Annotated in this window: 11 protein-coding genes and 2 pseudogenes; 3 read left to right on the top strand and 10 right to left on the bottom strand. The window is 71.9% G+C overall.

Annotated elements, in window-relative coordinates:
- Positions 1-17: 17 nt before the first annotated feature.
- The 3 genes from ACZ7OO_RS38985 to ACZ7OO_RS38975 form a co-directional block, all read right to left on the bottom strand.
- Positions 18-623 (bottom strand): DNA polymerase ligase N-terminal domain-containing protein, encoded by a 606-nt coding sequence (locus ACZ7OO_RS38985; RefSeq protein ID WP_471512209.1) that lies wholly within the window; start codon positions 621-623, stop codon positions 18-20.
- Between the two features lie 54 nt (positions 624-677).
- Complete coding sequence (locus tag ACZ7OO_RS38980; RefSeq protein ID WP_471512208.1) at positions 678-998, bottom strand: aldo/keto reductase; 321 nt, start codon at positions 996-998, stop codon at positions 678-680.
- A 285-nt stretch (positions 999-1283) separates the two neighbouring features.
- On the bottom strand, positions 1284-2114 hold the full coding sequence (locus ACZ7OO_RS38975; protein ID WP_471512207.1) for an aldo/keto reductase: 831 nt from the start codon (positions 2112-2114) through the stop codon (positions 1284-1286).
- Positions 2115-2270: 156 nt separating this feature from the next.
- Here ACZ7OO_RS38975 and ACZ7OO_RS38970 point away from each other — a divergent pair, with 156 nt between their 5' ends.
- A complete protein-coding gene (locus ACZ7OO_RS38970) occupies positions 2271-3245 on the top strand; it encodes a TauD/TfdA dioxygenase family protein (protein ID WP_471512206.1) in 975 nt (324 codons plus the stop codon).
- 1 nt (position 3246) lies between these two features.
- Here ACZ7OO_RS38970 and ACZ7OO_RS38965 read toward each other — a convergent pair whose 3' ends face one another.
- The 4 genes and pseudogenes from ACZ7OO_RS38965 to ACZ7OO_RS38950 all read right to left on the bottom strand — a co-directional run bounded on the left by ACZ7OO_RS38965 (position 3247) and on the right by ACZ7OO_RS38950 (position 6896).
- Positions 3247-4275, bottom strand: coding sequence for an LLM class flavin-dependent oxidoreductase (locus tag ACZ7OO_RS38965; protein ID WP_471512205.1), 1029 nt, complete (start codon positions 4273-4275; stop codon positions 3247-3249).
- Between the two features lie 66 nt (positions 4276-4341).
- Positions 4342-5844: a metallophosphoesterase family protein gene (locus ACZ7OO_RS38960; protein ID WP_471512204.1), complete on the bottom strand. Its 1503-nt coding sequence runs from the start codon at positions 5842-5844 to the stop codon at positions 4342-4344.
- A 139-nt stretch (positions 5845-5983) separates the two neighbouring features.
- Positions 5984-6088 (bottom strand): annotated as a pseudogene (locus ACZ7OO_RS38955) (MHYT domain-containing protein); the annotation flags it as partial.
- A gap of 157 nt (positions 6089-6245) precedes the next feature.
- The gene (locus ACZ7OO_RS38950) at positions 6246-6896 is read right to left on the bottom strand and encodes an NADPH-dependent F420 reductase (RefSeq protein WP_471512203.1); all 651 of its coding nucleotides are present in this window, start codon (positions 6894-6896) and stop codon (positions 6246-6248) included.
- A gap of 169 nt (positions 6897-7065) precedes the next feature.
- On the opposite strand from ACZ7OO_RS38950, the pseudogene ACZ7OO_RS38945 reads away from it, so the two are divergent.
- Positions 7066-7173, top strand: a pseudogene (locus ACZ7OO_RS38945) (GNAT family N-acetyltransferase); the annotation flags it as partial.
- Positions 7174-7241: 68 nt separating this feature from the next.
- On the opposite strand, the gene ACZ7OO_RS38940 reads toward ACZ7OO_RS38945, so the two are convergent.
- The 3 genes from ACZ7OO_RS38940 to ACZ7OO_RS38930 all read right to left on the bottom strand — a co-directional run bounded on the left by ACZ7OO_RS38940 (position 7242) and on the right by ACZ7OO_RS38930 (position 10078).
- Positions 7242-8480, bottom strand: a complete 1239-nt coding sequence (locus tag ACZ7OO_RS38940; protein ID WP_471512202.1) for a glycoside hydrolase family 64 protein — start codon at positions 8478-8480, stop codon at positions 7242-7244.
- A 112-nt stretch (positions 8481-8592) separates the two neighbouring features.
- The gene (locus tag ACZ7OO_RS38935) at positions 8593-9348 is read right to left on the bottom strand and encodes a dienelactone hydrolase family protein (RefSeq protein WP_471512201.1); all 756 of its coding nucleotides are present in this window, start codon (positions 9346-9348) and stop codon (positions 8593-8595) included.
- 109 nt (positions 9349-9457) lie between these two features.
- Positions 9458-10078, bottom strand: coding sequence for an L-threonylcarbamoyladenylate synthase (locus ACZ7OO_RS38930; RefSeq protein WP_471512200.1), 621 nt, complete (start codon positions 10076-10078; stop codon positions 9458-9460).
- Positions 10079-10689: 611 nt separating this feature from the next.
- Between ACZ7OO_RS38930 and ACZ7OO_RS38925 the strand changes: the two genes are divergently transcribed.
- Positions 10690-12219 carry a helix-turn-helix domain-containing protein gene (locus tag ACZ7OO_RS38925; RefSeq protein ID WP_471512199.1) on the top strand — a complete coding sequence of 510 codons (1530 nt, stop codon included), beginning with the start codon at positions 10690-10692 and terminating at the stop codon, positions 12217-12219.
- The last annotated feature ends 93 nt before the right edge of the window (positions 12220-12312 follow it).

The raw sequence follows: 12312 nt of genomic DNA, 5'->3' as shown, positions 1-12312 counted from the left end.
AGGTCTGGCACCGCCCGTCACCCTTCGCCCGCGTCCGCCGCGACCTGGGCGAGGGTCCGGCCGGAGGCCACCGAGCGGGCCCGGCGGGGATCGGGCGTGCCGTGCCCGCCCGACCGTGCGGCCCCCTTCTTCACCAGCAGCCAGGCGTCCTCGCCGTCGCTGCCCCGGAAGCGGGTCAGGGCGTACTCGCCGTGCAGCTTGGAGCCGTGCAGCCGGAACGTGGCGTGCCCCTGCTCCAGCGACTCCTCGAAGCCGACCGGCCGGCCCTTGCGGTCGTGACTGAGCGGCTCGTACCAGCCGTGGTCCCAGACGATCACCGTGCCGCCGCCGTACTCGCCCTTCGGGATGACGCCCTCGAAGTCCTCGTACTCCAGCGGATGGTCCTCGGTGGGCACGGCCAGCCGCTTGTCCCCGGGGTCGGCCGACGGGCCCTTGGGGATCGACCAGGACTTCAGGACCCCGTCGACCTGCAACCGGAAGTCGAAGTGCATCCGGCGCGCGTCATGGATCTGCACCACGAACCGGGGCCGCTCGCCGCCCGGACCCGACTGCCCCGCCGGCTCCCGGGTCCGCCCGAAGTCACGCTTGTCACGGTACGTACGCAGCCGCTCGTCGCTACCCACCACGGCTCCCTTCGTCGGAGGTGCGCCCCGAGTACCCGGCTCCGTCGCCCCCGATCAGCCCGCGGTCTGCTGCCCGATCCCGTCCAGTCCGGTGATCGCGTCCTCGGGCAGCACCAGGGAGGCGGCCGCGATGCTCTCCCGCAGGTGCTCCGGCGAGGAGGTGCCCGGGATCAGCGCGATGTTCGGGGAGCGCTGGAGCAGCCAGGCCAGCGCGACCTGCTGCGCCGAGGTGGCGCGCAGCACCGCGACGGCACGGGCGCGGTCCTTCGGCGGGCCGAAGACGTTCGGGCCTGCCAGCTGCATGGCGCCGTAGCCGACGCGGGTCAGGGTCAGGCCTTCGGCCGGGGTCAGGGTTCCGGCGAGGTGTGCGGTCATGTGTCGTGCCTCTCGGAAAGTCCGGGGGGCCACCGCTCGGGTCCGGTGTCCCCTTCTCGCCGTCCGGCCTGTGGCGGTCCGCGTGCGGCGTGGCCAAGCCCCCGTGTTCCTGGTACGTGGACGGCACCGACGGACTCACCCTGGTCGTCTGCCACGCCGAGCCCGGCAGCCACGACGCCGAGCTGCTGGACATCCTCGGGAGCCTCACCGCGACCGGGGCGGAGCGCGAGACTCCCCACGAACGCCCCCAGGCACGTCCCCAGGAACGCAGGGAGGACCAGCCGCTCAGAACTCCTCGTGGCTGTCGGGGTCACCGCCGAGCCGTTCGTGGGGCCGATCCGAGATGGCGGCCATCTGGGCCTCACTCAGCCGGAACCCGAAGACGTCCAGGTTCGCCCGCTGCCGCTCGGCATCCGCCGACTTCGGGATGGCCACGGCACCGAGCTGGACGTGCCAGCGCAGGATCACCTGGGCGGGCGTCACCCCGAGCGCCTCCGCCACGCCGACGACGGCCGGGTCCTCGAGCAGCAGGCTGCCCCGGCCGAGCGGGCTCCAGCTCTCGGTGACGATGCCCTTCTCGGCGTGGAAGGCGCGCAGCTCCTCCTGCGGGAACAGCGGATGCAGCTCCACCTGGTTCACCGACGGCAGCACCCCGGTCTCCTTCTCCAGCCGGGTGAGGTGCTCCTCGGTGAAGTTGGAGACGCCGATCGAGCGGACGAGACCCTCCTCGCGCAGCTTGATCATCGCCTTCCACGAGTCGGCGTACTTGCCGACCCGGGGGTTGGGCCAGTGGATCAGATACAGGTCCACGTACTCCACGCCCAGCCGCTGCCGGGACTCCTCGAAGGAGGCGAGGGTCTCCTCGTGACCGTGGTGCCGGCCCGGCAGCTTCGTCGTCACCACCACCTCCTCACGGGGGACGCCGCTGCTCGCGACACCCCGGCCGACACCGGTCTCGTTGCGGTAGTTCACCGCCGTGTCCACGAGCCGGTAGCCCGTCTGGAGCGCATGGCGAACGGCCTGCTCGGCCTGCGTGTCGTCCATCGGCCAGGTGCCCAGGCCGATGGCGGGGATCGCAGAACCGTCGTTGAGTGAATACGTCGGAATGCTGATCACGATGAGACCTTCCCTCGACGTTGTCCTCCCTCCACCCTCACGGACGGGGGGAGTGGCGATCAAACGGGGCCGACGCGTCTGTTCACGTCTTTTGCCGAGCGCGCCGGGCTGTCACGATCTTCGAAGAGAGCGGTACCGGCGAGCATCGGAGCACGCATGACGACGGACAGGGGCACGGCGGAGCAGGCGGAGCGCGTCGCGGGGGCCGAGGTGAAACCCGTCGCCGGGCACATCGGGGCCGAGATCACCGGCGTCGACCTCGGCGCGGACCTCGACGACGCCGTCGTCGCGCTGATCCGGGCGGCGGTGCTGCGCTGGAAGGTCGTTTTCTTCCGGGAGCAGCGGCTGGACCACACGGGGCATGTGGCCTTCGCCCGGCGGTTCGGTGAGCCGGTGGTACTGGGGCGGCGGGGCAGCGCCTCGCCCGCCGGCTTCCCGGAGGTGGAGACCACCGCCGACCGGCTGGAGCTGGGCGGACGGTTCGGGATGGAGCACGAGGAGTGGCTCCAGCGGCGCCGGCACACCCTGCTGCGCGGCTGGCACTGCGACCACGGAGCCCGGATCGACCCGCCCGCCGCGACCATCCTGCGGGCCGAGACCGTCCCGCCGTACGGCGGAGACACCACCTGGGCCAACCTGGCCGCCGCCTACGCCGGGCTCTCCGCACCCGTGCGCGCCTTCGTCGACGGACTGCGCGCCGAGCACCGCCTGGGCGTCGGCTACCAGCCCCGGCCCGGCGACGACTCCTATCTGCGCCATCTCCTCGACCATCAGGTCGCCTCGGTGCACCCGCTGGTGCGCGTCCACCCGGAGACCGGCGAGCGGGTGCTGTACGTCAACGGCTACTACGTCGAACAGATCACCGACGTCTCCCGCCCGGAGAGCGCCGCACTCCTGGAGATGCTGCTCGAACAGGCGGTACGCCCCGAGTACACGGTCCGCTTCCGCTGGGAGCCCGGCAGCGTCGCCTTCTGGGACAACCGGGCCACCATCCACCTCGCGCCCAGCGACAACGCCCACCTCGGCTTCCCCCGGGTCATGCACCGGGTGATGCTGCACGGCGACGTGCCGGTCGGCGTGGACGGCAGGCCGTCGGAGCCGGTGACCGGCACGGAGGCCGGCCGCTGGTGACTCAGAGGCCCGGCTGCCGGCCCAGTGCCGGGCCCAGACGGGTCGCCATGTCGGTGAGGATCTGCACGTAGTCCTCGTGCTCGAACGTGAACGGCAGCGCGAACGCCACCTCGTCGACCTCCCGGAACGCGGCGTGCGCGTGCAGCTGTTCGGCGATCTGCGCCGAGGTGCCCACCAGGTCCGGCGCGAACAGCAGCCGTGCAGGGCCCTGCGGGGCCGCGGTGCGGGGTAGCCGCTCGGCCGCGTACGCCTCGTACTTGGCGCGCTGCTCGGGCGTGGCGGAGTCGGTGGGGATGACGACCAGCCCCTGCGAGACCCGGGCCGCGTCACCGTCCGGGTGATGGGCGCGGAACTCACGGATGTGCGACAGCTGGATCTCCGCGAAGTCATGGGGGCCGTCCGGCCCCTCGGGCTTTACGACACTGCTGGTCAGGAAGTTCATGCCGTGCTCGCCCGCCCAGCGCGCGGAACCGAGACTGCCGCCGCCGTACCACAGCCGCCGCCCGAGTCCGGGGGAGTGTGGCTGGACGACGTCAGAGAAGACTTCGAAGCCCTCGACCCCTCTGAAGTCGGTGGCCGGCTTGCCCCGCACGAAGTCCAGCAGCCGCCGCACCCGCTCGTAGCTGAAGTCCTCCGTGTCGGCCGTGTCCGGGTAGAGGGCCTCCTTGACCTGCTCGTAGTGCATGGGCGGCCCCACGCTCACGCCGGGGTTGAGACGGCCGCCGGACAGGATGTCGACGGTCGCCAGGTCCTCGGCGAGCCGTAGCGGGTTCTCCCAGCCCAGCGGGATCACCGCGGTGCCCAGTTCGATACGGCTGGTGCGCTGCGAGGCCGCCGCGAGGACGGCCACCGGGGACGATATGCCGTACTGGAGATGCCGGTGGCGCACCCATGCGCTGTCGAAGCCCAGCCGCTCGCCCAGCTCGATGATCTCCAGCGTGGACTCGTGCCCCTTGCCCGGATCCGCCCCGTCGAACAGGCCGATGGTGAGGAAGCCCAGTCTGCGCAGCGGGCGGGGGGTGGACGGCACGGGTCCTCCAGCGGTCGTACGTCAGTTCTGCCCCGATTGTGGCACCCGAACATTGCGGGAGTGTGATCAGACGAGCGGGATGGTGATCTCGTCCTCGACCGGTGGATCCAGCTCCTGCACACGGTTCCCGGTCGCGGCGAAACAGCGCAGCCGTACCGCCTCCGGGCTCACGTCGAGGCGCAGGAAGCACTTGAAGAAGGGCGGGCTGTAGGTGGCCGAGCCGGGGGAGAACAGCTGGGTGTAGATCTTCTTCACCGGCAGCCGGAAGCGGGAGGTGCGGTCCGGGCGGCCGCCGGCGCCGAGCAGGCTCGCGACCAGCCGGATGCGGCGGGTGACCCGGGTGTTCGGGCCGGGAGCGCGTCCGGGCTCGATGCCGAGGCGTTCGGCGATCACGGCCGTCGCCTCCGCCGCGGTGAGCGTGAAGAAGCGGGGCATGCGCAGCCGGCGGCCGTACAGCCGGCTGTAGAAGGCCAGGGAGTCGCCGCGCAGCGGGTAGCAGCGGAAGTCGTCCTCGGTGACGTTCGCGACGGAGATCCGGGGGATGGTGTGGGTGGCGTGCATGAAGGCACCGCCGCCGCCCGCGACCACGTACTGGATGGTGCGGCCGGCCACTTCGACCGGGTAGCGCTGGTAGTTGTGGATGTCGCCGCCGATCGCCGCCACGTAGTGGTGGGCCGGGTCGCGGACGATGTCGTCGACGGTGCCACCGCCGTCGATCGGGCATGGATGGTGCGCGCCGTCCACGTACAGCGGCGAGCCGGTCACCAGGATCTTCGGGCGCGGCCCCCGCGACACCTCCCGCAGCCAGGCGCCCTGTTCGGCGTCGACGGTGCCGAGCAGACCGGTGTCGATGCCGACGATCCGCACCGGGCCGGCGTCGATGGCCCAGTAGGGGCCGGGCTGTACGGCGGTCTGCTCCTTCGCCGACCGCAACTTCCGTGCCTCGGCCAGGAGTTGCTCGTCCGCCGGGCTCGGCCGGTGCCACAGCAGGGTGCGCCACCAGGCGCGGGAGAGGGGACGGGGTTTCGGATCGGGCGGCAGCGGCGGGGCGTCCTCGCAGAAGACCCGCATGAACCCACCGAGGTCCTCGTACCAGTCGTGGTTGCCGGGTATCGCGTATATCGGCGCCGGATAGTCCTGGTAGGGGCGGAAGAACTTGGTGCCGTAGTCGTCGGTGGCGCCGACCGGATAGATCACGTCGCTCGCGATCACCGCGAAGTCGGTGTCCTGACTCATCTTCAGAAAGCCGGGCACAACGGCGTACTGGGAGTCGTCGCCCTCACCGGTGTCACCGATGACCATGAACGAGAACCGTTCGGCCTCAGCACGCCGGATCACCTTGTCGGCCGCTGCTCCGGCGGCCGCCCGCTGGGCCACCCAGCGGCTGCGGGTACGGCCGGTCGGGTCGCCGAACCAGGACGCCAGCACCCCGTTGCGGGCGGCCCACATGGTCCTGGGGTTGAACCAGAACAGCTTCTCGACATGGCCGGGCATCAGCTGGCGATAGGCGCCGCGCTCGGCATCGCCCCAGCCGGCGCCTTCTGCGGTTTCGCGTGAGGAGTCAGACACGCGGGCACCGTAGCAACGATCAACGGGCGGGTGACGCGAGGGGGTTGGCGTCCTTCGGGGCGGTCACCACTCGTAGGGGTTCGAGGGGGCGCCGTACGGGTTCTCGGGGCGGCCCGGGGTGCCGTAGCGGCCGGTGCCGCCGGGCGATGCAGCGCAGCCCCAGGGCTGCGCCCAGACAGGCCATCAGATAGGCCGCCACCGGAGTGACCCCACCGTAGTGGAACCCGCTTGTCGTGCCGTGCATAAGCGCAACTCCCCCCAGAGCCACGGCTGTTGTGGGGAAGGTACTATGCGCCGGAGGCGTGCGCCCCCGCGTTCACCGGGACTTCGGTTACCTCTCGGGCACCACGGGTCGGCACAGCTTCTCCACGGGCCGTTTTCGGTCCGGGCACAGAAGTGGCTCAGGGTGTGACGATCTTGATCGCGCTCATCCAGCCGTGCCCCTCGGGGCGCGTCTGCAGGGCCATGTGCAGCAACTGGATGCCCTCCAGCTCGCGGGCGTGGCGCAGTCCGCCGACGATCACCGGGTTGAGCCCGCCGGAGGAGGCGAGTTCGGCCACCTGGTCCCGGGCCGCCGGGTCGTCGCCCGCGATGAACACGTCCAGCGGCAGCCCGCCGACCTCGCCCGCGACCAGCGAGCCCGCGAACGTGGTGTTGAAGGCCTTCACCACCCGGGTGCCCGGCACGGCGGCCTCCGCGATCTGCTGGGCGCCGGAGCTGTCCGCGGGCACCGTGAGTGAGTCGAAGGTGGCGAAGTCCACCGGGTTGGAGATGTCGACGACGGTTTTCCCGACCAGGTGGTCCCCGTACTCGACCACGACCTGCTTGGCCGCGTCGAACGGTACGGCCAGCACCACCACGTCCGCCGCCCCCACCGCGTCCGGGACGGCGGGTGCCACATCGGCGCCCGCCATCCGCTTGGCCAGGGCGTCGGCGAGCGTGGCCGCCTTTGCCGGGTCGGTGCCGACCAGCCGGACGGTGTGCCCACCCGCCAGGGCCCGGGTCGCGATACCGCCCGCCATGTTGCCTGTGCCGACGATGAAGACCCGCATGGTGAGCCCCTTCCGTGGGGGTGGGAGCTGCTGACGACCGGGCTGGGCCGCAGGGGCTGCGCCTCCTTACCGCATCCGAATAAACAGGATAAAACGGTCAGCCTGTAGGGGCTCGGGCTGGTCGAGCGACTGAGGAGGAACCCGGGGCCACGGGCTAGCCTGGCCGGTCATGGGGGACTGGGAGATACGGCCGGCGTCGCCGGCGGACGTCGAAGCGGTGGCCGAGCTGCGGGCCGTCGTGCTGCGGGACGATCTGGAACGGCTCGGGCGGTACGATCCGCCGGACAGGCCCCAGGAAAGCCGGTGTCCCGCACCCGGAGTCCGGGTGCGGGACACTCGACTGTGTCAGCTCAGCGGGTCCAGCGTGAGATACGCCTGTTGCGGACTGCCGTCGTTGACCAGTGACTCCTGGTTGCCCACGTCGTCGAAGGCGAAGGCGTACGCCTTGCCGTCGGCCATCTGGGCGTGGACGGAACGCGCGTACTGGTTGGTCACCGCGTCCTTGTAGAAGTCGGCCGGGTTGGTGTCCGGCTGGCTGGCACTCGTCAGCAGCGTGGACCGGTTGAAGCCCGCGCACAGGGTGCGCGAGATCGGGCCGCGCACCTGGTCGTTGGGCGCGTCGAGCAGGTTGTGACAGCCGAAGACGCTGCCCGCGTCCGGCTTCTGGAAGCTGGTCACCACCGCCCCGGCGGAGTTGGTGAAGTTCATGACGTTGCCCGAGACCCGGCCGAAGTACTTGGTGTTCGGCTGGTCGGTGAACGGTGTGACGGTCAGGGTCGTCGTCGTGTACTTCGTCCAGACGCGGTTGACGTAGTCGTCCAGGACGCTCGCGGGCAGCGCCCCGGTCTCCACCCCGTACAGCGGGGAGAGCGCGCGGAGGACGGTGCCGTCGGACCGGCTCTGGACCAGGTTCGCCCAGCCGCCCGACTGTCCGCGCAGGGCGTTGAAGAAGCCGCTGTAGCCACCGGACTTGAGATGCCCTGTCGTGCTCACGGTGCCGTCGGAGCGCTGCACCCCGACCGCGTACGGCGCCGAGAACATGTCGACCTGGGTGCTGTTGATCCACAGACCCGAGTCGTTGAGGGTGTACTCGGACCAGTTGAAGAGGATGTTGCGGTTGGGGTCGCTCGGGTTCTGCACGGCGGGCTGCACCAGACCGCCCGTGGTCAGTCTGAAGTCGAGCTTCTGGCCGTAGGAGAAGTAGATCCGGCCGGAGAACTTCGGGATGCGGATCGTCGTCGACTGTCCTGCCGCCGGGCCCGTTATCGAGGCGTCCGGTGCGGGGGTCGGCGGGTTGCCGCCGGCCGGCCAGGCGTGGAAGGTGCCGTTCGCGTCGGCCCAGCCCTGCTGTCCGGTGGAGAGCTGGGTGCCGAGGTCGTAGATGTACACCTGGTCGCCGCGGCCGGAGTTGTTGGTGATCTTCAGCGGGATCGTGTCCGGTACCGCCGCGCCGGCCGGCTGCGGGGTGCCCAGGGTGAGCACCCCGCCGATCAGCGCCGCCGCGGCCGCCAGGGGCAGCGTCCGGCGTGCGAGTCCTGTGCGCACTCTCCACCTCCGTGTGGGGGGTCGGGGTTGTACGGACATTGGTCCGTACCAGTCTGAGAGCGCTCTCAGGGTGGCGGTGGGGCGAGTGCATGTCAATGAGCCGGACGGAATCGGGGCCCGTCGGCCGACGGGCCCCGCTGTACCGCTCCGATCAGAAGGTGCGCTTCAGCAGACCGAGCAGTGCGTCCCAGTGGCGCTCGGCGGCCTCGGCGGAGTACGCCGGGGTGTCGGCCTGGGTGTAGCCGTGCGCGGCGCCCGGGTAGATCTCGCAGGTGTTGCGGACTCCGGCGGCGGTGAGGGCCTCCTCGAAGGTGCGGATCTGCTCCTCGGTCATCGAGTGGTCCTGGTCCGCGAAGCCGAAGTACAGCTCCGCCGTGATCCGGTCGGCCAGCAGGTGCGGGCTGTCCGCGTCCTCGGTGACCAGCCGGCCGCCGTGGAAGCCGCCCACGGCCGCGACCCGGTCCGGGAACGCGGCGGCGGTCCGCACGGCCAGCCGGGCGCCCATGCAGTAGCCGGTGATCGCCACCGGCCCGTCGGTCACCAGCGGGCTCTCGGCGAACCAGTCCAGGTAGGCGGCCGAGTCCCGGTCGCTGGACTCGGGCGTCAGCGCCTGCATGATCGGGCCGATCCGCTGCCAGAGCGTCGGGTCCGCGGCCGGGTCGATGAACTCGGGCAGTTCGAGGACCGGGGTCCGGCCGCTGCGGTAGAAGACGTTCGGGACCAGAACCGTGTAGCCCGCACCGGCGAGCCGGTCCGCCATCGACTTCAGGTGCGGGCGGATGCCGTAGGCGTCCTGGTAGAAGAGCACGCCCGGGTGGGGGAGCCCGTCGGCGGGGTGGGCCAGGTAGGCGTCGGCGACGCCGTCCTCGGTGGTGATGTCCACGTCGGCTCCCTGTACGGCGGTCATGGCGCAGTGCCTCTCTGTGGAGTCGGCGTCGGGTCGGAGGCCCGGCGCGGCATGTCCCGATCATCGTGGCACGCGAAGGTGAGAGGACAGTTGCCCGGGGACCCGGTCGTCACTCGAAGCGCGAGGTGTCTCCCGCGCCCCGGCGGACGATCTGCGCCTCGCCGTCGGAGAAGTCGATGACCGTGGTCGGCTCGGTGCCGCAGTCCCCGGAGTCGACCACCGCGTCCACCTGGTGGTCGAGCCGGTCCTTGATCTCCCAGCCCTGGGTCAGCGGCTCCTTCTCGTCCGGCAGCAGCAGCGTGCTGGACAGCAGCGGCTCGCCCAGCTCCGCCAGCAGCGCCTGGGTGACCACATGGCCGGGGATACGGACGCCGACGGTCTTCTTCTTCGGATGCAGCAGCTTGCGCGGCACCTCCCGGGTCGCCGGGAGGATGAAGGTGTAGCTGCCGGGGGTCGACGCCTTCACGGCCCGGAACACGTCGTTGTCGACGCGCACGAACTGGCCGAGCTGGGCGAAGTCGCGGCACATCAGGGTGAAGTGGTGCCGGTCGTCCAGGTGCCGGATGCCGCGGATCCGGTCGATGCCGTCCCGGCTGCCGAGCTGGCACCCGAGCGCGTAGCAGGAGTCGGTCGGATATGCGATGAGTGACCCCGAGCGCACCGCGTCGGCGATCTGGGAGATGCTGCGCGGCTGCGGGTTGTCGGGGTGCACGTCGAAGTACTTCGCCATCCGCAGAGCCTATGCCGTACGGGCCCGGACGGCCGCACGGACTCGGCGGGACGGCTGCGGCCCCGGGGTGGCGCTGCGCTCGGCCCCGAGCTGACCGGAGCGGGTGTGCCCACGGCGACGGCCGGGCAGCTCACGGTGGCCGGGGAGGCCGTGGCCATGGGGCTCGCCCCGGTCTGCGACGGCGTGCCCGACGCGTGGCGCAAGGCGGTCGTGGAGCGCAGCGGGAACGCGTTGAGGAACCAGGGCGCACACCTCCGTCGTGGTCACCCGCGTCCTCTGCCTGCTCGGAGCCGGCAGCCACCGGGCGTCGCGGGCCCACCGAGGCAGGTATCTTCCGCCGCCGAGGCCCGCTTCGACCCGAGTCCGACGAAGGTCGCCGGTCCGTACGGGCTCGCGTCTTCGGGATCAGTGTGCATACCCGCCGGATTCCCGGGCACCCGCACTACAGCCGCCCGAGGGCCCGCCCCCGGCCCCGGGTGAGGCGTACTCCGCCGGCGGCCCTTCCCCCGAGGGCCGCCGGCGGAGCTGTACCCGGCGGTCGGGACCGGCCCAGGTTCGTCCGGTAACGTCCGTAGGCCGAGGTCGACGCTAGGGACGAGGAGCAGGGCGAGATGGCAGGCCGGGAAGGCGAGGGCCCGCACCACCCGACACCGCACGGCGACACCTGGGCCACGCAGCTCCTCGACCATCTGCGCCCCGGCGCCCGCGACCCGCGCCGGGTCGTCGGCTGGCTCGCCCGCGCGGTGCAGGCGACGGTGTGCCTCCAGGACGCCGACGGCACCCTGCTCGCCGGGGAGCCGCTGTCCCTCGACGACAGCCTCGTGGCGGAGGTGGTCGCAGGCCGGATCTCCGCCGCCGCCGTCCAGGACGGCGACCGGCACCTGCGGCTGGTCTCGGTCCGTGCTCCCGTCCCGCGCCGGGCGGCCACCTCACTGCTCGCCGTGGCCCGCGCCACCCCCTTCGACCGGCGCGCCGCCGAGATCGTCACCCACACCGCCGGCGTCGTCGAACTGCTGCTGAGGGAGCGCGAGTTGACGGCCGCCGGGCGCCGGCTCCGGCGGGCCACCGCCGATCTGCGCCTCGCCATCCTGCAACTGCTGATGGTGGAGGACACCGTCTCCGCGCGTCGGGTCGCCGCCGGCCTGTGGCCCGGCCTCCTCGACACCGACAGCGCCTGTGTGTACGTCGTCGAGGGGCACCCGGCGGAACGCGACGGGCTCGCCGAGGACTGCCTCGCCATCACCCGCGGCCAGGCCCTGGTCGTGCGCTGTCCCGCGGTCGACGGCCATGTCATCGTCGTCAGCCCCGCGCCCACGGCGGGCGAGTGGCTGCGCTCGCTCGTCGACGGCCGCCCCGGCACCTTCCTCGGCGGCAGCGTCCGGCAGAGCCTCGCCCGGACCGCCACCGCCTACGGCCAGGCCATCAGCGCCCTCGCCGTCGCCCACTTCCGCCCCGGCCGGGCCGCCGTCTACGCCGAACGCACCCACCCGGAACGGCTGATGGACCCCGCCGCGCTGCACGCCTGGTCCACCGCCGTGCTCCGGCCGCTCGACACCCTGCCCCACCACACCCGCGCCGAACTCCTCGCCACCACCCGCCTCGGCCTGGAGTTCACCGCCGTCAGCGCGGCGAAGGTCCTCGGCGTCAGCCGCAACACCGTCCGCGCCCGCATGGACCGAGTGGAGGCCCTGCTGGGCGCCGACTTCTCCGACCTCACCGTGCGGGCCATCGCCCATCTGGCCCTCAACACCCAGGCGGCCAGGGAGGAAGACCTCACCGGTACGGCACCGCAGGCGTCCGGCGTGCGACTCGGGGACCTGCTGGCCGGGCCCGGGCTGCGCGTCTGGGCGCACGACCTGCTGGACCGTCTGACCCGGGACGGCCGTGACCTGCGCGGCACCCTGCGCGCCTGGATCGCCGCCGGCGGCAACGCCGAACGCGCCGCCCAGGACCTGGGGGTACACGCCCAGACCGTCCGTGAACACGTCCGGGGCGCCGAGCCCGTCCTGGAACGTCAGCTGCTGGCCGCGGGCACCGACCTGTACGAGGTCGTCCTGGCCCACCTCGCCCTCGGGGACCTCACCGCACCCGCCCTGCTCGGGGCGAATCCGGGCCAACCGGACTCACCTGTGCACGGGTGAGTCCTCCGGGTGCCCGATCGGGCACAGGTGCGATACCCAACGGCCGGATCCGCACGTAGGTTCACGTTCGCGGGGGCACGACCGGAACGGGGG

The sequence above is a fragment of the Streptomyces sp. NPDC111744 genome (assembly GCF_055634995.1).
Note: the sequence above shows the minus strand (reverse complement) of the source record. Positions and strands in the feature narration are given on the sequence as shown.